This is a genomic window from Syntrophomonas curvata (assembly GCF_052976825.1).
The window spans coordinates 1,469,434-1,494,106 of the sequence record NZ_CM129641.1; the positions used below are offsets into that span (position 1 = coordinate 1,469,434).

The 24,673-nt window shown below is 46.6% G+C and carries 16 protein-coding genes; 13 read left to right on the plus strand and 3 right to left on the minus strand.

Annotated elements, in window-relative coordinates; genetic code table 11:
* Positions 1-156 precede the first annotated feature (156 nt).
* From ACU70B_RS06585 to ACU70B_RS06610, 6 genes are all read left to right on the plus strand, one after another.
* Complete coding sequence (locus tag ACU70B_RS06585) at positions 157-987, plus strand: MBL fold metallo-hydrolase (protein ID WP_447185552.1); 831 nt, start codon at positions 157-159, stop codon at positions 985-987.
* A 58-nt stretch (positions 988-1,045) separates the two neighbouring features.
* Positions 1,046-3,493: a Lon protease family protein gene (locus tag ACU70B_RS06590; RefSeq protein WP_447185553.1), complete on the plus strand. Its 2,448-nt coding sequence runs from the start codon at positions 1,046-1,048 to the stop codon at positions 3,491-3,493.
* Positions 3,490-3,819 (plus strand): hypothetical protein, encoded by a 330-nt coding sequence (locus ACU70B_RS06595; RefSeq protein WP_447185554.1) that lies wholly within the window; start codon positions 3,490-3,492, stop codon positions 3,817-3,819. Before ACU70B_RS06590 ends, ACU70B_RS06595 begins: the two co-directional genes overlap by 4 nt.
* 54 nt (positions 3,820-3,873) lie before the next feature.
* Entirely contained in the window at positions 3,874-5,595 is a 1,722-nt protein-coding gene (locus ACU70B_RS06600; RefSeq protein WP_447185555.1) for a methyl-accepting chemotaxis protein, read from the plus strand.
* Positions 5,596-5,741: 146 nt separating this feature from the next.
* Positions 5,742-5,921 carry a DUF2197 domain-containing protein gene (locus tag ACU70B_RS06605; protein WP_447185556.1) on the plus strand — a complete coding sequence of 60 codons (180 nt, stop codon included), beginning with the start codon at positions 5,742-5,744 and terminating at the stop codon, positions 5,919-5,921.
* A gap of 16 nt (positions 5,922-5,937) precedes the next feature.
* A complete protein-coding gene (locus ACU70B_RS06610) occupies positions 5,938-6,693 on the plus strand; it encodes an alpha/beta hydrolase (protein ID WP_447185557.1) in 756 nt (251 codons plus the stop codon).
* A gap of 135 nt (positions 6,694-6,828) precedes the next feature.
* Here ACU70B_RS06610 and ACU70B_RS06615 read toward each other — a convergent pair whose 3' ends face one another.
* Positions 6,829-7,401, minus strand: coding sequence for an HD-GYP domain-containing protein (locus ACU70B_RS06615; protein ID WP_447185558.1), 573 nt, complete (start codon positions 7,399-7,401; stop codon positions 6,829-6,831).
* Between the two features lie 651 nt (positions 7,402-8,052).
* Here ACU70B_RS06615 and ACU70B_RS06620 point away from each other — a divergent pair.
* The 4 genes from ACU70B_RS06620 (at position 8,053) to ACU70B_RS06635 (ending at position 11,975) form a co-directional block, all read left to right on the plus strand.
* Positions 8,053-8,565: a helix-turn-helix domain-containing protein gene (locus tag ACU70B_RS06620; protein WP_447185559.1), complete on the plus strand. Its 513-nt coding sequence runs from the start codon at positions 8,053-8,055 to the stop codon at positions 8,563-8,565.
* A 294-nt stretch (positions 8,566-8,859) separates the two neighbouring features.
* Positions 8,860-10,572: an HD domain-containing protein gene (locus ACU70B_RS06625; protein ID WP_447185560.1), complete on the plus strand. Its 1,713-nt coding sequence runs from the start codon at positions 8,860-8,862 to the stop codon at positions 10,570-10,572.
* A gap of 52 nt (positions 10,573-10,624) precedes the next feature.
* Positions 10,625-10,840 (plus strand): hypothetical protein, encoded by a 216-nt coding sequence (locus ACU70B_RS06630; protein ID WP_447185561.1) that lies wholly within the window; start codon positions 10,625-10,627, stop codon positions 10,838-10,840.
* Positions 10,841-11,012: 172 nt separating this feature from the next.
* Positions 11,013-11,975 carry a 3-hydroxyacyl-CoA dehydrogenase family protein gene (locus tag ACU70B_RS06635; RefSeq protein ID WP_447185562.1) on the plus strand — a complete coding sequence of 321 codons (963 nt, stop codon included), beginning with the start codon at positions 11,013-11,015 and terminating at the stop codon, positions 11,973-11,975.
* A gap of 76 nt (positions 11,976-12,051) precedes the next feature.
* Here ACU70B_RS06635 and ACU70B_RS06640 read toward each other — a convergent pair whose 3' ends face one another.
* A complete protein-coding gene (locus ACU70B_RS06640) occupies positions 12,052-13,437 on the minus strand; it encodes an APC family permease (protein WP_447185563.1) in 1,386 nt (461 codons plus the stop codon).
* A 19-nt stretch (positions 13,438-13,456) separates the two neighbouring features.
* On the minus strand, positions 13,457-14,638 hold the full coding sequence (locus tag ACU70B_RS06645; RefSeq protein ID WP_447185564.1) for a nitrilase-related carbon-nitrogen hydrolase: 1,182 nt from the start codon (positions 14,636-14,638) through the stop codon (positions 13,457-13,459).
* Between the two features lie 297 nt (positions 14,639-14,935).
* Here ACU70B_RS06645 and ACU70B_RS06650 point away from each other — a divergent pair, with 297 nt between their 5' ends.
* The 3 genes from ACU70B_RS06650 to ACU70B_RS06660 all read left to right on the plus strand — a co-directional run bounded on the left by ACU70B_RS06650 (position 14,936) and on the right by ACU70B_RS06660 (position 24,656).
* Positions 14,936-15,667 (plus strand): FadR/GntR family transcriptional regulator, encoded by a 732-nt coding sequence (locus tag ACU70B_RS06650; protein WP_447185565.1) that lies wholly within the window; start codon positions 14,936-14,938, stop codon positions 15,665-15,667.
* A 406-nt stretch (positions 15,668-16,073) separates the two neighbouring features.
* On the plus strand, positions 16,074-16,265 hold the full coding sequence (locus ACU70B_RS06655) for a hypothetical protein (RefSeq protein WP_447185566.1): 192 nt from the start codon (positions 16,074-16,076) through the stop codon (positions 16,263-16,265).
* An 876-nt stretch (positions 16,266-17,141) separates the two neighbouring features.
* Positions 17,142-24,656 (plus strand): RHS repeat-associated core domain-containing protein, encoded by a 7,515-nt coding sequence (locus ACU70B_RS06660; RefSeq protein WP_447185567.1) that lies wholly within the window; start codon positions 17,142-17,144, stop codon positions 24,654-24,656.
* Positions 24,657-24,673 lie beyond the last annotated feature (17 nt).

The following is a 24,673-nucleotide window of genomic DNA, read 5'->3' on the forward strand; positions in this document are numbered from 1 at the left end:
ATAGCAGGAATAGATCCGGGCAGTATATAAAAACAATATTATCTGAAGTGAATTGGGCCGGGATAAGGCTTGCCGGTCAGAAGTCCGGCGCTTCAGGAAGATATTACAAGATATTCTATTGCAATCACTTATCATGATGAAAATGGGAGGAAGAATATGAAAACTGCTGTTACTATTCTGGCTGAAAACACTACACCGGTACCCTCGCTCATAGGCGAGTACGGTTTCGCAGCACTGATTGAAGCAGGCAATTATAGAATTCTCTTTGATACCGGAAGTGCTGAAGCCCTGTTTAAAAATGCGGAAGCTATGGATATTGATCTGGCGGCGGTTGACGCCATAGTTATCAGCCATGGCCATTTTGACCATACCGGGGGACTGATGAGCTACCTTAAACAATACGGTCCGCGGCCGGTTTATGCTCATTCCGGTATATTTGCTCATCGTCCTTTACCCATAGGGGGAGGCAATTACCGGGATATCGGCTGCGGTTTCAGCCGGGAAGAACTGGCGGCTGCAGGAGGCATACTCCACTGGCGGGACGATTTCGGCCCCATCGCCCCCGCTGTTTATTTAAGCGGCGCAGTACCGCGCAGCAACAGCTTCGAGGATACCGGGGCTAATTTTAAGATGATGATTGCTGGAAAAATCCAGGACGATCCCCTGCTTGATGATAGCGCCCTCATAATTGACCATCCGGATGGACTTATAATTGTCAGCGGCTGCGCCCACTCGGGAATGGTCAACATAATCGAGCATGCCTGCCGCAAGACTAACAGACAGCAGGTTTTAGCCTTTGTCGGCGGTACCCATCTGATAAACGCATCCCGGGAAAGAATAGAGAAAACCATTACCGCTCTGCAATCCTTCACCATCTCCAAAATTGTCGTCTCCCATTGTACCGGATTCTACGCCGCATCCCAGCTCTATCAGGCCCTGGGGGAGCGGGTCAGCAAAGGAGAGGCCGGTATGAGGTTTGAGTTTTAAAACCGAGCATCACCCCAATGCATACTTTATTACAAGACTTTTAAGCGGAGGTGCGATTTTGAATATTGATAAATACCGGGTTAAAACCAAGGATCTTCGTAAGAACTGCAGCCCTGCCATATTTAAATTTACCAGTACGGCTGAGGTAAAACCGTTAAGGGGGATTATCGGACAGGACCGGGCGGTACGTTCCCTGGATTTTGGCTTGAATATAGACAACCCGGGCTATAACATCTATTTGGCTGGAGTTTTTGGAACCGGCAAGACTACTCTGGCCCGGGAGATGCTTTTTAAAAAGGCAGCCCGGGAGCCGGTTCCTCCGGATTGGTGTTATGTCCATAATTTTAAAAAGGCGGATTCGCCCCAGGCCTTAAAATTACCGGCCGGGAAGGGCAAAGAGTTTAAAAAGGATGTGGAGGCTCAGGTTGAGAACGCCGTCAGCCATATAACCCAGGCCTTTGAAGGCGAGGACTTCGAGTTCAAAAAAAACCAGATTATAACTGGCTTTGTGGAAGAGACTAACCGCATGTATGTGCGCCTGGATGAAGAGGCTCGCCAATTCGGGTTTACCATATCCCGCAACCAGAACGGAATCAACAGTATTCCGCTTAAAGACGGGGAAGCTTTGAGCCAGGAAGAATATATGGCTATGACGGAAGCAGAACGCGAACAACTAATGAAACGCAGTTCCGTAGTACAGGAAAAATTAAATGAAGCCTTTCGTCAGTACCGGGATCTGGAGAAGGATATAAAAGGCCGGATCAAGGAACTGGAGCAGGAAACGGCCCAGGCGGTCATTTCACCTTATTTTGACCAGCTGCTTAAAAAATATCGCAGCTTCGATGACGTACTGAATTATCTGGGGGATATGCAGGAAGATTTGATGGGCAATTTGGAGCTGTTTACCAAGCAGGAGGAAGGTTCCAACTTTAACCTCTTCCGGCAGGTAAGCCGGCGAAGTATCGAACGGCGCTACCAGGTCAACCTGGCGGTGGACAATTCATCCCTTAAGCATGCCCCGGTAGTGTTCGAAAACAACCCCAGCTATTCCAACCTGTTGGGCAAGATTGAATACGAAGGGGAATTCGGTATTCTGGCCACCGATTTCACCAAAATCAAGGCCGGGGCGGTGCACCGGGCCAACGGGGGCTATCTGGTGTTGCATGTCTACGATATTATCAGGAACTATTATGTATGGGACAGTCTTAAAAGGGTACTCAAGAATCAAGAAATAAACATAGAAAGCATGGGACGTTTAATGGGTATCAGCAATACCGAGACCCTGGAACCTGAATCCATACCGGCTGACATCAAGGTTATACTCATCGGCGAGCCTATATACTATTACCTGCTTTATGCCCAGGATGAAGAATTTCAAAAACTGTTTAAGATTAAGGCTGATTTTGATGTGGAAATGGAACGCAGCCGCAAGCACGTAAGCGAATATGCCCGCCTGATCAGCTCGGTGTGCGAGAATGAAAGACTAAGGCATTTTACCCCGGCGGCGGTAGCCCGGGTAGTGGAGTACGGCAGCCGCATGGCAGATGACCGCAGCAAATTAACCACCTTGTTTAACCGGCTGGTGGAGATAATATATGAGGCAAACAGTTGGGCGGGACGCGGCCAGGCAGAGCTGGTCGATGATAAACATGTGCTGCAGGCCATTGAGGAAAAGAAATACCGCTCTTCCATGTTGGAGGAACGGTCGCTGGAATTCATTCGCCGGAATATATTATTAATCGATGTGGATGGTTGGAAAATGGGGGAGATAAACGGCCTGGCGGTTTATGAGGTAGGAGACCATATTTTTGGGCGGCCGGTCCGGATAACCGCCAAGACTTTTATGGGGGAGAAAGGGCTGGTTAATATTGAAAGGGAGATATTGATGAGCGGCAGCATACACAGCAAGGGGGTTTTAACCCTTAACGGCTATATGGGTGCTCAGTATGCCCAGGATAAACCCTTATCACTTTCAGCCAGTCTTACCTTTGAACAAAGTTATCAGGGAATTGAAGGAGATAGCGCTTCCAGTGCAGAATTATATTCATTATTAAGCAGTCTGGCAGAAATACCCATATACCAGGGAATAGCCGTAACCGGCTCGGTTAATCAGAACGGGGAGATACAACCGGTCGGCGGGGTGAACCAGAAGATAGAAGGGTTTTTCAGGGTGTGTAAGGCCAGAGGGCTCAACGGGAAACAGGGGGTAATAATTCCCAGGCAGAATGTTGAACAGTTGATGCTGGAACCGGAAGTGGTGGAAGCGGTAAAAAGTAAACTGTTTAATGTATGGGCAGTAGAGCATATTGATGAAGGGCTGGAGATTTTGACCGGTAAATCGGCAGGGAAAAGAGGTGAAGGAGAGAGGTTTACTGCAGATAGTGTGCATTACCTGGTTAATCAGAAACTAAGTGAATGGAGCTTTAGAAGGGTTGGTAGCAAGGTTAGACCTGGTATCCACGTGAATCAGGATAGGCAAAGGATCAGAAGGAGGAGGGGAAAGTGAAAAAAAAGCAATTCTTTTTAGCCTGCCTCCTGTTAATTGCGGTTGTGAGCTTAAGCGGATGTGATGTAAATGCCCGTAACCTGCTCAATTCCAGCAAAGAGAAAGATAAATTCGTGAAGGTTGAGATTGTCTTTACCGATGGGCAAAAACTAGTCACTTACGTCAAAGACCTGGGGCTGGAGAGCGATGCCCGCATCTATGTCGGCGGGGCATCTACCAATAATTTCTATGATGCTCGGGGTAATATAACAGGTGCATTCAATTATCAGCGCGTGCTGTACATCAAGATTTTACCCGAAAGCAGCGGTAACAACAGGGGAGGTTAAAGATAGCGTCATCCTGCTATGACGCTTGCGTTTCTACAGGAGAAGGGAAAGGGGATGAAGGCTTTGCTGAGCCGATTAGAGATTGTACTTCGCAAAACCTCGGTACAGGTACGGTTGATTCTGGCTTTTACATTGATATTGGCCGCAGTTACAGGGGTCATGGGGATTTATGCTACCTATGTAATGCAGAACAAAATTACCTTTACCGCCCAGGAGAAGTTAAAATCCGACCTGGCCACCGGTGAACATATTGTCGATATGAATTATCCTGGGGACTGGGAGATAAAAGACGGCCTTTTATACAAAGGCGGAGTATTGATGGAAGAAAACTACAAGGTGGTTGATGAGATAGGCGAGCTTACCGGGGATACAGTAACTATCTTTAAAGGCGATACCAGGGTATGCACCAATGTCATGAAGGATGGGGAAAGGCAAGTCGGCACTCAAGTATCTGATGTAGTTAAGCAGGCAGTATGTAAAAACGGAGAAACATACATAGGACGGGCCGAAGTGGTTGGCACCTGGAATGAAACCGCTTATAAACCGATTAAGAATAAGGATGGGGAAATCATCGGCATATGGTACGTGGGGGTACCGGCTACCCCATATGACAATCTGGTCCAGCATTTCCGTTCCAGTATGATTATCTACTCTATAGTGGGTATTCTGGCTGGTTTCCTGGTGGCGTTCCTTATAGCCTATACCGTTTATATGCCTTTGCGGCGTATACGTGAGGCGGTGGAAAAAACCAGCGAAGGCGACCTTACCCAGCATGTTCCTGCCCGGGCCAATGATGAGCCGGGGCAGCTGGCCAAAATGGTAAACATTATGCTGGACAAAATGTCTGAGCTGATAAAAAAGACCGACGACCTCATCAAGAATGTCGGCCAGTCCAGTTCACAACTGTTGAAGAGCTCGGAAATGAGTGCATCCACCATGGAAAATATGAACTCCCGGGCTAATGATATGAGGTCAAGTGCTGCCGTCCAGGCTGAGCTGACCAGCCGTTCCAAGGCTGCAATCGGGGAAATGTCCGCCGCTATACAGCAGGTAGCAGAGAATGCCCAAGAAGTTTCGGGATCAGCCATTTCCGCTACCTCACGGGCGCAGGAGGGAGAACAGCAGATTGAAAAGGCTATTAAACAGATAAATGTCATCAGTCAGACGGTCAACTCTACCGCGGCTATTGTGGGAGGTCTCGGTACTAAATCTCAGGAAATTGGACAGATTGTGGACCTAATTACCAATATCGCCACCCAGACCAATCTGCTGGCTCTTAATGCAGCCATAGAGGCAGCCCGGGCGGGTGAACAGGGTAAAGGCTTTGCCGTGGTAGCTGAAGAAGTCCGCAAGCTGGCGGAGGAATCAGGCGAGGCGGCCAAGCGCATAGCGGATTTGATTAAGGAAATCCAAGGGGAAGCTAATCGGGCCGTTAGTGCTATGCAGGACGGCACCAGAGAGGTTGCCAATGGAACAGAAGTGGTGGCCAGTGCCGGGGAGGCCTTTGAACACATTATTCAGGCGGTTACCATGGTCAATGAACAGATCCAGGAAATGTCTGCCGCCAGCCAGGAAATGGCGGCCAGTGCCGAAACAGCTATTGAATCGATTGAAAAGACGACTGATGCGGCTGAAAACAATTCCCGCATTGCTGAAAATATCAGCCAGCTTGCCCAGGAGCAAATGGCCGGTATCGAAGAAATCAATGCCTCGCTGGATAAACTGAATGTCATTGTTGGAGATTTACAGGAGGCTATTTCCTATTTCAAAATATAACTACGTGATTGATTGGAAGTTAACAGTGACCCATCCTGTGCCTGTACGGGATGGGTCATAATCTTTGGGTGGGGCAAAGGACTTTTGGCTTAAAACAACATCTGCTGATATAATATTATAAGAAGATAACGGGGGAGGGTTTGAGGATGAATATGGTTCAGGCCAGGTGTTTGATGTGCGGTAAAACGCTGGATGTTAGTGAAGATCACAAAGATTACCCCAAACTGGTAGCCCAGGAAAAAGCCCCGACTTTTATCTGTGATAATTGCAGCAACCGGATACGCTACGAATCCGATGAACAGCGGAAGCCCAAGAAACCGATATAACATCAGGAGGGCGCAGTTGAACAGGATAAGCATCCCGGGCGGGGGACGGCAGAAGCTTGCCGCCTACGAATTTATGCCGGAAAACGACTGCCGCAATATGCTGATAGTCTGCCATGGCTTCCGCGGGGCCAAAGAAAACGGCGGCAGGATTTTCAGCTTTGCCGAGCGGGTCAATCGACTGGGTCTGGGTGTAGTGGCCTTTGATTTTAGCGGCAGTGGCGCCAGCAGTGGAGAATTCGCCGCCATAAGTCTTACCCGGCAGCTTCATGACCTGCGGCAGGTTATTGATTACGCAGACCGGCACTATCATAAGCCGGCCATACTGCTGGGACGCAGCTTCGGCGGGAGCACGGTACTGGCAGCTGGCGGGAAGCCGGATGAAAGGGTGATCGGCTACATATTCTGGTCTACCCCGTTAAAGCTTAATGAAACTTTTGCCGGGGTAGCGGCTCAGTTTAGCCAGGTGGAAGCTGGTGCGGCTATCGAGATTAAGGATGAGCGAGGCTGCTTCCAGCTCAAACCTGATTTTATTGAGGATTTCGCCAACCATGATATGATTTTTTATGCCAAAAAACTGGCACCCCAACCGGTTCTCATAATACATGGAACGGCAGATGAAGTGGTTGCCCCGAATAATGCCGTATGCTTATACCAGAATTGCAGGCATGCGGAATTGCACCTTATCGCAGGCGCCGACCACCGCTTTAGCAGAAATGTTATGGAAAGAGAGGATATCACCCTCAACTGGCTAAGAAAGACATTTATTACTTAGCCTTGGCTTTATCTTATCCGCCATGCAGCAGCGGTGTTTAATTATTACCGCTTAAGGCTTGCCAGCCCCAGGAAGGCCGTTTGCTTCTATATGATTGCCGGTATATGCGCCGCCGCTGCCCCAGCTTTTTCACCCTTAAAAAAGAGGATTATAGTCCTCTTCCGCTAAACTTGATATTTTACGGCATATATAGGGGTCGAACTGTACTCCTTCGCAGTCCAGCACCTCTCGTATGGCATCCTCGAAGCTAAGTTCGTAGGGGCGGTATAAGCGTTTGGTGGTCATGGCATCTATGGCATCGGCTATGGCTATCACCCTGGCAAAAACATTTATATCTTCCTGCTTAAGGCCCTGCGGATAGCCTTTACCATTAAAAAATTCGTGGTGGCTGTATATGCCGTCCATAACATCTGCTGACAGCAGTTGATTATCATGGCGCAGCATCTCAACCCCATAACGCGGATGTTCCTTGATTTTGTTCCACTCTTCCGGCTCCAACTTTCCGGGCTTGTTTAAAATGGTCGTAGACAGCTTTATCTTACCAATATCATGCAATAGCGCTGATAGCGTCAACTGTTTCAGCTCCTGGGAATTTAGAGCGATTTTTTCGCCAATCTTATCGGCCAGTATGGCAACCCTAACGCTATGTAAATAGGTATCATAGTGAAAATCCCTTACCATTTTCAAATAATGCACTGTTCGGTTCATAGGCCCTCCCCTTTATCTAAAAAGTATCTGATACGGTCAGGGAAGTGTTTGTCATAGCGCCGTCAAAGTTTGCGAGTACCAGCAATAGGCTCTATGGATACTGTGAAAAAAGCTCCCTCCTCACGAACTCTGTTCGTAAGATCCCGGAGCTCCTGCGTTATCCTTAACTACCTGAGTCAAGCAGCTATAGGAAGCTTAGCAATTTAGCTTCATCCGCGTGTATTTGCACATTGCAGCGGAAATTGTTAATATGGCTTTAAAGGCTGATTCCTCTGCTCAAATCCCGGTCACATGACGGATGAAGGGATTAGGCAGCGGAATCAATCAATAGTTTAGTGTTGGCTAAATCCAGGAAAAAATGGTTGCTAGAGTGACTTGCTCGTATATATTTAGGTTAACCGCGATCTATTGGTGGCAGATTATCTCTGCCCTAATCTGCTGGATTTTGCTCCTGATATTGCATGCTCTTTATTTAGCGATGAACTGTTATGGTGGCGGCATATCTAGCTCCTAATAACAATAGTAAATACTAACTTCCAACAGGTTCGACTAATTAGTGGCACTAATTCTAAGTTAAAATAATCGAATGGACAGTCGTACTATACTTTCTTTGAATTATACGGTTAGCATTACTATACGTCAAGGAGAATTATGCTGAATAAAAAGAAATTTGCAGAAAGACTAAAGGAACTTAGACAAAACAAGGAAGTATCAACGCGAAGCCTGGCTAACGCAGTTGGCTTGAAAAGTCATGGTGCAATTACCCAATTTGAAAAAGGTACCTCCTTGCCTGCGCTTGATACCCTTGTAGCTCTGGCGGAATTCTTTGCAGTAACGCTTGACTACCTTGTAGGACTTACGGATTTTCCCCAACCCATCCCGGATAATATCAAAAAAATTATTGACCAGACCGGCCATCCTGAAGCACTGATGATTATCCTCAACCAAATCAGCATTGATGAAAACGGACAAATACTTTTACATTCGGAAGAGCACAAAAAAGATGAAAGTGGGATTGAAGAATTAATGCGGGGATTGGACCAAGAGTCTATGCTGGAATTACGCAAGTTCTTAAGGTATTTGCACACTCGCCAATCCCTGGGGGAGATAGACGAACCCTCTGCTGGTTTGGATATCACACCAAAAAAAAGTCAAGCTAGATAAATAGCTGTAATTTTCACTTGACAAGAGATGCTAAAAGATGTATCAAGTAAACATGTGGAAAAATAAGGCATTAATTGCCAGGGGAGAATGGTAGTGGAAAAGAAACCTATGTTTATTTCCGATACAGTTCACGGTGCTATTCCGGTAAGTTATTTAGAAAAACAAATTATTTCAACTCAGGCTTTTAACAGACTTCACAATGTTTTGCAGAACTCAACGGTATATCTCACATATCCCTCAAATCGGACGTCAAGGTTTTCCCATTCACTTGGCGCGATGCATTTAGCGGGTAAAATGTTTTACTTCAGTTTGACAAACTGCAGCCTGAACACCAGGGAAGAGTTTTTTCGATTAATCAACGCCAAGATAGAAGATATTAAAAATCAACAAGATTTTATACGGAAGATGAACCGGGAATTGAAAAATTTCGTAAAAATAGTTGATAAAATAGGTTCTATATATATAGAAGACGCTCTATACGATGCTAACACCCCTCAGAACATAATGGCCGACAATGTGTTTGCGTATTTAGTCTTGTACCAGGCAATAAGATGCACAGCTTTGCTGCATGATGTAGGCCACCTGCCGTTTAGCCACGTAACCGAACACGCTTTAAAGGATATTAAGGAGCTGTTAAGCACCGGCAGTGGCTTTAACCCCGCAAAAGCCCGGGAATTCTATGATACTTTTTCATACCATGGCGCACTTCATGAAGGTATAGGAAAAAAAATAGGCATTAGGCTGATTGAGGACACCATAGATAATATCAAGGCGGTCAATAATGAGGCAGAAGCTAAAAATCTAGTTTTCCATGAATTCGTGTTGAAATTTGTGGAGCTTCTGTTTCAAGCTAAGGAAGACGATACTTCTGTATTTTATTGTATATACAGCAGCCTCATATCCGGAGCCATTGACTGCGACAGGCTGGATTCGGTGGTAAGAGATGCTAAAGGTTCGGGGTTTTCGGGGTCAAACAGAATTGATTATGAAAGATTAATACCGGCTATGAAGATGTTTTTAGACGGGAATAAGCCGAAATTCTGTGCCAGTATGTCTACGCTAAGCACGGTAGAAGAATTGTTTAATCAGCGCTGGTTGTTCTACAGATATGTTAACTATCACCATAGGGTCATTAAAACCAACTACCTGCTCAGAAGCATTATAGTTACTCTGTCTAAGTACTACCTTGAATCTGATATTGTCAGCAGCGATTCCGATTCGCAGGTTTTACCCCTAAACATATCCGGACTCTGGAAGGGTATTAGAAAAGAATATTCGGCCCAGGTATTTTTTGACGGTCTCATCCAATGGGATGACGCGTGGTTGCTGTCGGTGCTGCGATATGAGTATTTCACCAATTACCGGGAGTCAGAGAAAGACTCTCTATTAACCTGCCAACTTGAAGAGTTGCTGTCAAACCGCAAAAATTATCGTTCTTTAATCAAGAGAAGCGATGATTTTTGGCTCATTGACCAGAGTCTGGTTCAAAATCTGGATTTTGATTGGGCCCAGGAAAGGCCCGAGTCGCTTAATACCTATTTTAATAATGCTTTGCAGCACAATAAATCCATGGAGGATTTGTTTTCCTCGCATGGATATTTTTTGCGGACTATTATGATGATATTTTCTGCTGTTCAAGGCATAAATATGCTACAGGGATTAATTAGAAAAACTATAGAAAATACTGCTTGTCAATATGATATTATAGATTTAGTGGTAGCTTTCGAAACCCCGATGACTGGATTGGAAAACACCCAGTGTCTTCTCTACAACCGAAACGATGAGGTACTTAAGTTCGAAAACGTGTCTCGGGTATATCATTACTTACAAGATGGTCCCAAATTTTTCCCGCCTTTTTTTCTTTATGTAAAGGAAAAAAAAGATAAGCCCTTGAATAAGGATGCGGTTAACCAGTTTTTAAAAGAAATAGGGAAGAATATAGCTGAACAGCTTCCGGTTTTGTTGAATGAGATTATCAATGGAATTAAAAAGGTTACTGAAAGCTAGGGATTAAGTATTTGTTTAGGATTTGACGATAATTAATAAGGGGTGGTCTTGAATGGCAATTCAGATGGAGATTCCAAATTATGAGCTGGCCAATATCCTGTTGCTTCAAAAAGAGCCGTTTACTCCATGCAAGATTTCTGAAGAATTAGGTAAGCGCAATATTGTAGTTGAGACCCGGACGGTTAAAAAGATACTTGAAGAATTCGCCAACCAGTGGGTCGTTATCAAAGACGGTTCCAGATATACCCTTAATCGCAATTATTTTTAAGTTTTTTCGTTAAACTGACCTGTCTGTATCTGCGCATATCTCCTGCCCAGATTTTATCAGAACACTATTATGCTCCCAGACTATGCAGGCACTTTCCTATGAGCCCTCCCCGAATCCGGTGCAGGTCAGCAGAATAATGACCCTATATTTGACGGAGGGGGAGGTTAAGACCGTGAGGAGTTTGGAAGTACTGGTTATAGGGGCCGGAACCATGGGCCCATGTATAGCCCAGGTATTTGCTTGTGCGGGCCATCGGGTAACCTTAAGCGATATTAATCCTGACGCTCTGGAGAGAGCCGGAGCAAGAATTGCCTGTAACCTTGAAACCCTGGTTGAGTTTGATGAAATTGCTCCTGAAACCGCAACCGTTGCTCAAGAGAGAATCCGATATGCCGGTGATCTCAAGGGGGCCGCCCCGGCAGCAGACTTTATAGTGGAAACCATACCGGAAAATCCGCAATTAAAGAGAGAAGTATTCGAGCAGCTGGATAGCTTATGCAGCCCGGATGCCATTATTAGCAGCAATACTTCGGCCCTTAATATATTTGATATTGTACATATAAGGAATCCCCAACGGCTTATCATTTTCCACTGGTGTACACCGGCTCATATAATGCCACTGGTAGAACTGGTCATGGGGCCGGAAACATCTTCGCAAACCCTGGATACCTGCCGCCAACTGGCAGTAGAATTGGGTAAAAAGCCGGTAATAATCCCGCGTTACATACCAGGCTTCATAATAAACAGGTTGTCAGCGGCTATCGGGCGGGAAGCTGGACATATGATAGAACAGGGATGGGCAACTCCGGAGGATATCGATACAGCCATCTGCAATACTTTTGGGCTCCGCTACGGCTTTGAGGGACACATGGAATTGTTTGATTATATAGGATGGGATATTGCCTATACGGTAACCTCATTCCTCAACCCGCAGCTATGCGCCAGTACCAATTACATGCCTTTGGCCAGGGAAATGGTGGAGAAAAACAGACTGGGGATAAAGACGGGCCGGGGACTGAAGGATTACGGTAATTTGAATCCTGAAGAGGCGGAAAATATCAGGCAGAGGAAAATATTAAAAATGAAGCAAGCTATCGGTAATATCAGAGCTGAAGAAACCGGAGCAGAGATTTGAAAAACTAAGCCCCTGACCCAGCCTGCAGCTTGATCAGGGGCTGTTTGATTATCTGCTTTGGGACTGCGACCAATCCTTAGCCCTCATTGTCCATGTCTTCCAGCAGAGTAAGGTTCCTGGGTGTTTTACGGAAGAAGTTGGTAGTTGCGGCTGCATAAATCACCCCGATGGCCAGCCAGACAATTCCCACCAATTTCGCCTCCACAGTCAGGTTGTAAAGCAAAACCGTACAAGTTATCAAGCCCAGTCCGGGTAAAACCAGGAACTTAACCACATTGGCGAACCCCCGGCGCTTAAGCTTCACATAGTAATGCATAATAACCGAAAGGTTTACCATGATGAAGCCGATTAAGGCTCCGAAATTAATGATGGTTATCACTGTTTCCAGGGGCAGAGCGGCGCCCGCAATACCCAGTCCTGCCATCAACAGGATATTATAGGACGGAACCCGGCGTTTGGCGCTGAGATGAGTAAAGAACTTTTTGGGTATTACTTCGTCTCGTCCCATGCCATAGAGCAGCCTGGATACACCAGTCTGGCAGTCCAGCGCATTGGCTAATGAACCGGCAATCAGGACTACGGTGATAAAGGTGGCCAGAGCCTGCCCTCCGGCCTTCTGGCAGACCTCAAAGAAAGCTGAATCCAGGCTGGCGAAATTCTGAAAATCGGGGAAAACCGACTGGGCAAAATAGGCCTGGATAATAAAGACAAAAGCCATGAAAAAACAGGCGATCAGGGTTGCCTTGGACAAGGTTTTGGCCGGGCTGTGCATCTCTTCCGCCAGGGTGGTCATAGCCTCAAAACCCAGGAAAGAGAAGCAGGCGATGGATGTCCCCATCAGTATAGCGTTCCAACCAAAGGTTGCCGGATTATAAAACGGCAGCGTGGTAAACCCCAAGCCAACACCCTGATTCAGCTGGGTAAACGCGCTGACCACAAAGTAGATTACTCCAATAAACATAAATATGATTAAAAAGGTATTAACCCGGGTCAGATTCTTGATACCCAGCAAATTGATCCCGGTCACTATAGCAACAGTGGCTACGATTATTGCCCAATAAGGCACTCCGGGGAAAAGGGCTCCCGCGAAGACACCGATTATGACGTAGTTTAAAACCTGGAATAGTATATAGTTGAGCAGCACCGCCCATCCGGTCAGAAACCCCAGATGGGGATTGACAGCCCTCTGGGTATAGGCATAGGCCGAGCCCGAAACCGGGAAAGCTCCGGCCATTTGACCGTAGCTCCAGGCAGTAAAGGACATGGGGATTACGGCGATTAGATAAACCAGAGCCATGTGTCCCAGAGAAATATCAGTTACTGAGCCATATACCGCTGCCGGCGCTATAGGAAACATCATGCATATACCAAACGCCAGCACGCCCCATAGACCCAGTTCTCGTTTGAGTTCCTGCTTGTAGCCCATCTGTTCCAGACTTAAGCCTTGGTTTCCATTGCTCATCTTCTGGATCCTCCTCTCGCTACTTTTCCGGATTCTTCCACAGTGACTTCATATTTTCCCATTCTTCCTCTGACAAAGGGGCGGACAGGCACCGGGCACCGGGAAAATCGTGATAGGGCCGGGTATAAGCGCCCCTTTCGATTAAACGCTTGATATTGGCGCGATACACCTCATCAACTTCGGCATGATGCTTTGGTTCCTGATTCAGCCAGAGGTTTTTCGGGTGAATAGGCTGGTCATACATGTGCTTGAAGAGCTCGGTGCGCAAATCCTTGGTCCAGTTGCTGTTCAGGTTCATTACCCGGAACTGGCGCAAGGCCTCGATATCAATGATGGCGGCCACTACGGTATTGTAATTGGACGGAGAGTAGGACATTATTTCGCCCCGGTAGTCAACGATATGGGAATTGCCTCCGCCGACGTTAAAGGGGTGCTGCATACCCGGGTGGACGAATACAGGGCCCACATTGGGGCACAGCATATACAAAGCGTTGAATTCGGCATGGCCCCGGTTTTGAATCATCCAACTGCCGCCGCCGGGATAACCGCTTCCGGTCATAGGCATGGCTTCACTGGGGCGATAAACCACCTCGGCGCCGTTAAAAGCCAGCGCCCGAACTGCTTCCGGGTATTCGCCGTCACTGCAGCAGATAGTGCCGATATTGCCGATGTCATCCGTCTTTAATACCGGATAAAACGCCTCAATGCCGTCGCCAAAGAGCTCTACCCAGCGGTCGTAGACATCATGAGGGGTGCACGATCTTTCCCGGCACCAGATATGATTTTTGGCTGCTTTATGGACGACCTTGCCTTCGGGATTGATAATAAAGAGGGTATTAAAATACCTGTCCTTTATCACTTCAGGCCAGCGGGCTTTGCACTGTACGATGATATAAGTCTGAAACTCCCGTGCCAGCTTGCCGAGCCGTTCGGTTTCCTCACCCGGAATATCGATAAACAAATCACGCGCTGCCGTTACATGAGGCAAGTCAAAAACTTCATCTGAAAACCCGGTGAGGGCGCCCTCGGCCAGAGCTACAATCTTTACCGGCATATTGATATTTACCGTATCGACCGCTCCGCGGATGCAATCCTCAATGATATCCAGGTTTCTGGCTATGTCCTTGCGTTCAGAGATACCGTATGATACAGTAGACAGGCCTACGGCCATATAGGGAGCTATAGGTTTACGTTCTTGCATTTTTCATACCTCCTGTTAAAGTAGTTACCAACCAGTTGATTTACAACCTGAAACCTCTTCAATGGAACTCTTTAGTGGTAGCATCTGCAGTCTAGTAAAGCTTTACTCCTTTCCCTGGGCTAGGGATTAAAAAGACTTAAAAATGTCGTAAATTGTTTATTCTAGTCATAGTATACTGCAACTAGGCATCCTGGTAAATAGAAAAACATAGAAAGAGGAATCCTAATACCGCAAAAAGACATCACCTTTTATATCGTATATACTTAATAGAGTGACAGCATTCAGGGAGTTGAGTAAATGGGCAAACAGCAGGAAACATCAAGAAGTCGGGAAATAGTAAAAGTAATCACCTCGGGAATCCAAAGAGGAACCATAACCGCCGGGGAGCGTTTACCGTCGCAGGTGGAGATGGCTGAGTTATTCGGGGTGAGCCGAACGGTGGTCAGAGAGGCTGTCAAAGTCCTGGAAGGCCAGGGGATAGTAAGCAGCAAAAGAGGCAGCGGGATCTATGTAAATCCCCTGATCGACATGTCCATAGAGGATGTCCTTAATGGAGATAACGCCAACCATTTCTACATGAAGGATATACTGGAAGTGGGACGGCAATTATGGTACCAGGCTCTGGATTTGGTTGTCCGTAATGCCAGCAATGAGGAAATCGAGGCTATCGCCAACGCAACCAGAACCTTTTATAAGCGCTTTGGAGATGATACTGATTTCAAGGAACGATACATTCATGAAACCTCTTTTGGCCTTACCCTGACCAAGTATTCCCATAATCCGCTTTTGCATAAGATTATGGTGGAGTTTTTTCAGATTACCAGTGATGTAGACTATGAGGTTATTGCTGACAACAAGAAATACCGGGAGATACTGGAAATTGACCTTAAAGTAGCCGAAGCCCTGGAAGAGAGGAATTCCTCCCGCGCCGTCTTTTACGGTCAGGAGCGGGACCGGGTGATAGAGCGGATTCTGGTTAAAAACAATAAGCTGCTGGAAAAGACTTACCATGTCAGATTATTGCCTTGAGAACCGAAAAAACTGCAAGCCCCCGGCAATAGCTGTAAATATCCGATATTTGGTCATGACTAAACGTCTTTTAGCATGGCATCATTCCTTTGGCTGGAAATACACTGCCGGACACGGCCTATTTCCTTGGTTTTTTGATTGTCTTGCCCTCAAAATAATTATTTAATAGTATTGACTATGCTATTAAATAATTGTAAAATGAAGTCGAAATTTAATATATGCATTCGGTCAAAGCACTCCTGGCGAAAGCGGGATGTGTGAAATAAGGTCATCTAAGTCCATTTGGATATGATGTCGTTATTTGAGAAGTAGACTATCAGGGTGGATAGCCATTAACAGCTATCCGCCTTTTTTATGGTCTTATTCTCAAATGGACATATTCAAGGTGGAAGGAGGTGACTTTATAGTGAAGAAAGCGATTCTACCGATTGTTTGTGCAATTATATTGCTTTTTGTTCTTAAAACATTCAATCCTGACATAGCAGGAGCCGGTATAGTATTAGGTTTGATGATGGGCCTGGGATTAGGCGCTCTTCTAAATGCAATCATATTTAAGAAAAAAGATAGTGATGAAGCGAAAGAACTGGAAAACAATTAAAAATAGACTGGTTGGTGCAAAAAGAAAACCACCGAAACCATTTCAGGTTAAGGTGGTTTTCTTTTTTTGATGGAAACATGATTTCCTAAACCCGGGGCTGAAACGAGCTCTGACCGTTCAGTCTCTTATATCAGAGGGCTCCAGCCCGGCGCCGAGCAAATCCGGATCTTCCTGGGAAAGACTAAAAACCTGCATTTAACTGTCCCATGCTGTCCCCAGAACCGGGAAAAGGATGTCCAAAATAATTTTGAATAAGGCGATAGTTTCAGGGGCAGCTGACCGAGATAGTCAACTGTCCCTTTAATATTGCATTATACGAGGATTGCCGGTTAGTTCTAGCTGCGGCAATAGTCGAGTTGTATTTTTGTCCAAATTATTAGAATAATAATTTGTTGCGTATATTTTTGTAATTTAATGTAATTTATAGGCTATTATTCCTGTGAATATTATGATATACTGTGTATGGCAAAAAATGTAAAGTACTTTTTATAAATTATAACTCTGATTCAGTCTATTGCATTTTTAGGGAAACAGCCGCCTGCAACGGATTGGAGTGACCTTTACGGCTAAAAGACAATTTCGGTAAAGGCAAATACTTTATCCGATAGGCTTAGGGGGCTTGAGGATATGGTTCTGGTTTTCTTTGCGGTCCGGGAACCACAGGAGAAGCTGTAATGGCTCTTAACCATAAAGGATAACGGCATGGGAATGATCCGGAAGGAGGTTGTTCTGTAAATAATATACAATTCATAAAGTTTTCCTTGTAAAGTATTTTAGGAAACTATTGGCTTTATTGAACCTACAGAAAGGGTGATTTTTTTGAATTCTGACCCGTATCGTTTAGCACAGCAAGGCAATTCACAGGAAAATCATATCTTGAAGACAGTCAATTTGTACAAAGGCATGGTGGCCTTTCCTCTTTTTTTAGCTTCCTTGGATTCCCAGGACGATCTCCAACTGAGCATAGTAGCCTCCTATCAGAGCGATATAAAGAATATGCTTAAAAGCAGCAACCGGGAATATGCAGGCTCCGCCCTTGGGGTTGGGTGGGGCATGGAAGTGCCCCGCATCATAGTAAAGAACAGGCTCGTAAAAGAAAGCTTTGACTCCTCCTTTTATCTGGTTGCCGAAGGCGGGACATATCCGTTGTACCGGTTGGGAAAAGAGGGTGGGGCGATAAGCTTTTATTCGGTAGAACACCCTTATTGGAAGTTTTACTATATCGACAGTCCCAAGGAAAGCAAATGGGAGATTCATAAGGAAAACGGCAGTATCTGGAGTTACGGGGGCGATGCAGCAGCTATTGAAAACCGGATTCATTGGGATAACTGGGTGGGCGCCTCCGAATCCAGCGGAGGGGAAACCTTTCCTGTAGGATGGAACCTTACCAGCATAACCAGCTTTGCGGGAAACAGTGTTACTTACTCCTATGAGAAGGAAGAAGCCCGGATAGGGAACTGTTCCTATACCCGGAGCATACGCCTGGAAAAAGTAGTCAGTACCTTTGGCGAGGAAGCAGAATTTATCTATAAGGATAAGGAAGATTTCGAATGCGTTTGGCCCCATTCCTCCAAAAACAACAAAAACCCATATCAGTTTAACTGTGAAAACAAATTTATCGACAGCATCCAAGTAAAAAACAGGGACGGGGAGCTTTTATATGTCCAACAGCTGGGCTATGAATTTATTGATATATATCAGAAGGGTGAGTTATTCAAAAAGCGTTTTCTCAGTACTGCAACCCAGATCTCCTGTAAAGGCGGAAACATGGTACCAATGCCTTCCATGGTGTTTGACTATGAAACCAATAGTCAGAATCCCAATCCCGGCGCATTGAAACAGGTGACATATCCCTACGGTCAGAAATTCGCATATACCTACAAAAATGACAAATTGCCTGCCAGCAGTTCAATAATTGAGTTTACGAAACCTGGATCAGAATACACGGCCTCCATTTACCACGGCCTGAATTTCTCAGTAGCCTTATTTCAGCGGGGGAATACGAACATTGTCAGGGTATATAGCTGGAATGTGAAGTGGCGGAGCTACGAAGACAGCGCTATTGCCAAAGAGGCAATAGAGGATGTGCAGATCCACTTAGGCTCCGACTTTTTCGTTATGTCGTACAAAATGGTCAACGCGGCAACCTATTGCTACAGACTGTATAAGAATAACCCCCTTAGGCAAGGGGAGTGGACCAACGAAAAGGTGATCCAGCTCAACGAACAATCCCGGCCCGCCTTTACCTGCTCAGGGACATTCTTTGCAGTCAAGGCAAAAAGCCAGAATGCACTGATCGTGTACCAGTTCAGCTATCTAACCAATACCTGGCAGCGCCAGGATCTGCAGGTGGAGGGCTTTGATGCCCAGGCAATATCGGGTGGCGACAATTTTATCCTTGGGGCATTTTACCGGGACAAAGCCAAGAGTATGCGCCTGCAGTCCTTTTACATAGACGAAAATCACCAATGGCAAAAGGGATATGTGCAGGACTTGGCATTGGAGGTCAATTGGCAGCTAACCTCATGGAACACCGTGTGGTCCCTGGGGCCATGCCAGGCAGCGGCTACCTTTGTGGCCATGCAGAGCCAGGACACTGTAACCAGCAAAGTCATACTTCTGCGCTGGGATGAGTCGTTTGCCCTTAAGGAAATCGAAGTATCTACCACAGAGCAGAAGCTGGGAACCAAAAATCCTGTTTTGACCGCTATTACAAGCGACAGTATAGTAGGGCTGGCTGAAAATATTTTTCGCTACTCTCCGGGACGCTGGAACAAAACCTCGCTGCTCCAGGTAAAACAAGGCGCTGCTTATGCCTATGCTTATGGAAACGATCTGGCTCTGGCAGTAGAAATGGCAAACAATCAACAGCGGTTTATGGCCCTGCGGTTTGACCCTTATACCAATCAGTGGGCTGCCGCCGGAGTTCCCGTAAGCCCTGTACTGCCAGGGAATGAGCCCATCTATCGCCCCGGAATACTGGGCGATTATGCAGTGTTGGGACGCGGCCTCTTCACCCGTCAGCCCGATGAAACCTGGAAGCTCATCTATACGTTGCCCGACCGGACAGACGGCAGCAGTATAGTCTTGAGCAATGGTTATTTAATGTACCAATTGCAGAACAGCCGGGACACTTATGCGGTGTTTTTCCGCAATAATGAATTCTACAAGCAGATAAAATTTGATAACCAGATATTTTTTTCAAAGGACGATACCCTTCCCAACGTGGGTTTGTACTCTTTTTCTACCTACGTGGGTGATAAGCTGGCAAGCGCCCAGAAAATGACCCTGCACAAAGTTGTCGACAGGGATTATTACCCTTCGGCAATCGATATCAGCTATCTTGATCAAGTTACTTTGGACACCGGTTTTGAAGACCAAAGCTTTTATTTTGGCTACAAGCTCAGCAACGCTACGTTTACGGGGGAAGTTCCGCAATACTCCCTGGTAAAGGTGAATCAAGCTGCAAAAAACGGAGAATACGGCTCAATGGAGTATCTCTATTTCAATGGTCTAAACCCTTCTGACCCGGAAGCGGTATATCCTCCCAACTCGGAATTTTGCAACGCCCGTGATTTTTACAGCTTTTTCAGCGGCCAGCTTTATCGCACCACCATGTTTGATGACAAAGGGATCATGACCAACCGGGAAATCAATTACCCGAAGGCCATTGATAACAACGGCTTTTGCGTTTTGCCCCATAAGGTGGTGAAGGAGACATATCTTAAACCCTATTCTGATACAGACGGTGATTTCCTGTGTGTCAGCGAGGAAATCGAGACGGAATATGAAAATGTTTGCGGCCAGAAGAAGAAAATCACCAAGATCAATACCAACCATAAAGGAGAGAAGATCCGGATATCCCAAAATTTCAATTATGCCTGGGAAGTATATCCGGAATTCAGGAAACGGAATTATGTATCCGCTGTGGTTTTGACTACAAGGCGAAACGATACCCAAAATCTAGTACTTGAAGCTGTGGCAAAGGAATGGGCCCGGGACAAGTTCGGGAATTGGGGTGAGACCGGCACCTATGCCTATACAGGAAAGGGCGGCCCCAAATTCTTATTCAATGGGCCTCAGGAAGGCTGGCTGAAAACCAATGAAGTCACCCGCCGCTTGAAAAACGGCAGTGTTGTGTCACAAAAATCCCTGGATGGTACGGTGACCACGATTTTATATGACCGGTGGGAAGGCTATCCTGTCGGTCACTTTGAAAATGCCTGCCCCGAAGAAGTATTCTTCTGTGGCTTTGAGCCCTACGAGCAAAACGACTTATGGAGCCCTGTAGACCAGACTGCGGATAAAAACCTTATGTATGAGACCAGCGAATTTTATGGCGGAAGCCGCAGCTGCTGGTTAAACAAGGGAGGCGGAATCGCATTTTCTATTGAAAACAGCAGTTCAAAATACATGATTTCCTGTGCGATGAAAACAGTTGGCGGTGTGGAAGGCGCCGGTATATATTTCGGGAAAACCTTCGTGCCCTTGGAAGACACCGAAAACCAGTGGAGGATATTTTACAGGGCCGTTGATCTTGGCTGCCCACCCGGCACGGTAGATATCAGGATCGTTACGGGGGAAAACAGCGGGAAAATACTGATCGATGCCCTGTTTGTTACGCCCATACTGTGTACCGCAGAAGCCTATGTATATAACAGCTATATGCTTACCATAGGAAAGCACCGCAACCTGCAGGAGGGCAGCTATATTTTACACGACCCGATTGAGCGCCCCATTATTGAACTAACCGATGCTCAGACCCCCTTAAAAGCCAGCGTGTTTTTTAACAACAGCTTTGAAGTTACGCCCTTCCCCGAAAAGGAACCGGATTTCACCCTGACTGCCGAATTCCCCATGGGTGGAGAGTTTACAGATTTTAATCGCGGCGATGAGTATTTGCAGTATTGGGCTGTTACAGAAAACCAGGGGCTCAAGCTGCGAAAAAACACCAGCACGAACTATATGTTTATGTTTGGCAGCAAGATGAATACCTCCCAGGATATAAGCTTGCATTCCAGAGGGCTGAAGCTTGAGCGCAAAGCGGACAGCTGGGAACTGTATATTGGGGACAGGCCGATGGGGACGGCGCAGATAAATGAAAAAACCGACTCCGATTATACACTCATACAATTTGGTGAAAGATTCACCTTTATGTGCAACGGAGCTGTTCTTTTCAGCGAAAAGACCGGGAAAAACAGCCCGGCGCCTATCCGGATAGAGAGCAAAACAAACCTGCAGCTAAAGTATTTGATGTATGCCCCGGAACCCGCTGTGAAAATAAGCTACCAGGATTATGTGGGTAAAACTCTGCAGGACCAGAGTATAACCGAGGGTGGAGTTCTGACCCAAATGCCCGTGTATTCTCCTCTGGGCCAGGCTTCGGTTCTGACTAAGGCGGTGGAAGCCCAAAATGAACTATGGGGTTACCGCAGTGGCTTTATCACTGATTATGATTGGGAGACAGGGAAGATGGGGGGAGAAGCGGCTGAAGCCTATCCTGAGGATGAAGGCTTCCCCTATAGCAGTGCCAAAACCACGGTTTCGCCAAGGCCCCTGCCCATAGAATTAAAACAGCCGGGCACAGTATTGTCCCGGCATCCGGTGACAATGGGCTATTACACCAATTCCAACCAGGTTTTTGCCGGAAATCTGGACCTGCCCGGAGGCCAGTATTACATGAATGTGGTAACAGACGGAGACGGCCTGAAGACTATTACAGTAAAGGATAAGCTGGATAATAAAGTGGCTGACTGGATGGTGTCCGAAAGGGACGGCTTGCAAAGCCTTACTACCTATGAATACGACGACTTCGGGAATCAGGTTTTGATCCGCTACCCCAACTATTATGATGAAAGCCTTAGTCAAAGTGAACGTGAAAAGTTTGTCAGCGCCATCCGTTACGACTTCTTTGGACGAATCGTGGAACGGACAGATGTGGATACAGGCACTACCAGGCTCGTATATGACAGTCAAGGTAAGCTGCGGTTCACCCAGGACGCTGCCGGAAGCGAGCAAGGTTATTATGTATACCAGATGTATGACGGCAGGGGGAACATTACCGAAATCGGGAGCTGCAATGGAGCTTGGGACGAAGAGGTGCTGCAGCAAAAGGCCGATGACCCTGACTACCGCCCTGAAAACAGCAGGTGGGCCCGGAAAAATTATTATAACGGAACCGGCGAAAACAGAAACCTGCTGGGCAGGCTTTGGAAAGCTGTCACCTATAACGGCAGCGATGCCCATATAGTCGAAGAGGAATTTGACTATGATTCCTACGGCAACATGATCATGCGCAAGCAAAAGGTTTTGGGACAGGAGAGCGTTATGCTTGCGGAATACGACCGCAAAGGGAAACCCATTCGACAGCAGGCGGACAATAAAGAAGACATGGGTTACGTATATACCACCCATGGTCAGTTGAAGGAAGTGCATTTCGGAGGAAAATGCGTCAGCGCGTACACTTATAACCCTTCCGGAAACCTGAGCACGGAAGTCTTCCTGCCGGGTGAGCCCAATCAACTTACGCGAAATTATTCTTACAATAGCGCCCAATGGCTCTCCTCTATCAAGGATCCATATTTTGAGCAGGTCTTGTCCTACTTTGGGGATGGGGCTAACGGGAATTTCTCAGGAAAAATCAGATCTATAAGCAGCAAATTCCCGAATTCCAAAGCCGGCCCCGGCTTTTTAAAAGAATACAGCATGGAATATGATTACGACGGCTTGGGACGGTTGCTGTCGGCGGTTAATTCCATGGGCAGTGAGTTCAGCTTGGGCGCGGCAAATCACTTGATCTATGATAAGAACGGCAACATGCGGAATGACCATCTGCAGGAAATCAGTTATCAAACGGGCACTAACAGAATGGTTTCCCATGGGCCGGACGACTTCCAGTTTAACCAATATGGGAGCGTCACCAATGCCAAAGGCCTCATCATCCAATATGATAAAGCTCTGCAATATGTATCTTCGGTGGTTATGGAATCCAATCAGTCAAGCATGCTATACCTGTATGGAAGCGGAGGACGGAAAGTAGCGGAGTTATCAGCAGACATGACCAAAATAAATGTGCATGATGTGAAAGGACACTTGTTTGTCCAAACAGAGCAAACAGCAGGTGAGCGATCTTGCTGCCTGTCAGGGGTCGGCGGCGTATTCTCTTTGGTGGCAGACGGCAAGCCCTTTTTTTTGGTAAAAGACTACCAATCATCGGTAAGGGGGATCTACGATGGACAAGGTCTGTGTGCCTCCTACAACTACCAGGTCTTTGGGGAATATTTGGGCCGGGTCTACGAAGAACCCCAGGCAGAAAAGCTGATCAGTTTCAGATTCATCGGGCAGCTTTGGGATGAAAAAACCGGGCTGTACCAGATGCATTCCCGGTGGTATGACCCCTCTATGGGACGCTTCTATTCCATTGATCCTGACAGGCAGTTTGCCAGCCCTTATATTTATGGAGGCTCCGACTGGGTCAATTATATCGATCCCGAAGGCGGGTGGTCATGGGGAACTTTTGCCGCAATCGCAGGCGGTATCGTGCTTGCCGTAGCAGGAGCAATCATCACGGTTGCTTCAGGGGGCATTGCCTCTCCTCTGGGAGCCGGACTCGTTATGCTGGGCGGTACCTTTTTGGTAGGTGCAGGAATCGGCAGCATTTTTTATGGTATAAGTTCTGCCATAAGCGGCGAATTTGATGTGAAGGATTGGCTTATCACTGCCGGTCTTGCGGGAGCCTTTGCCAGCCTTACGGCTTTATGCGGCATGGCAATACCTGCCGGATTCACCATGTTTGGCATGAGTGTTACTGCTACCAATATCGTACTGGAGGTTGGGATAGGAGTTGTGATAGGGGGGGCGGACGGAGTAATAACCAACGGCTGCCTGAATGTTGTCCATGGGAAAGACTTTACTGAAAACTGGGCTCAAAACATGGTCATCGGTGCTGTCATAGGCGGTGTATCATCGGCCGTTTTCGGCCTTGTAGGCGCCGGACGCAATTTAAAAACCCTTCACACCTTAGGGGAAGACCACGAAGTTCATATAGGTCTGGCCGGCCCCAAATCACAGAAACTGAGACATTCCATGATTTCTGAGGACGGAGGTGATTGGAGCCACATTTACCCCAGCAGGCGGACCAATGACAATATTTCCATGTACCACACTGATAGCAACAGCTTCCATGGTGACAACATCGACACGGTCACCATAAGGAGAGTGCCGAAAGAATTGACCTATAATACCGGATCTCATGAATTCGGCCTGATAACCAATAACTGTACCCATTACACCACCAGGACCCTGGCAACGGCTGATATTTATGTCCCTCTCTGGGCAAGAACGCCCAGTACTTTGTATTATTGGGCCAAAATATTGGTTGTTTTCCAATAAGAATAAAAGAAAGGATG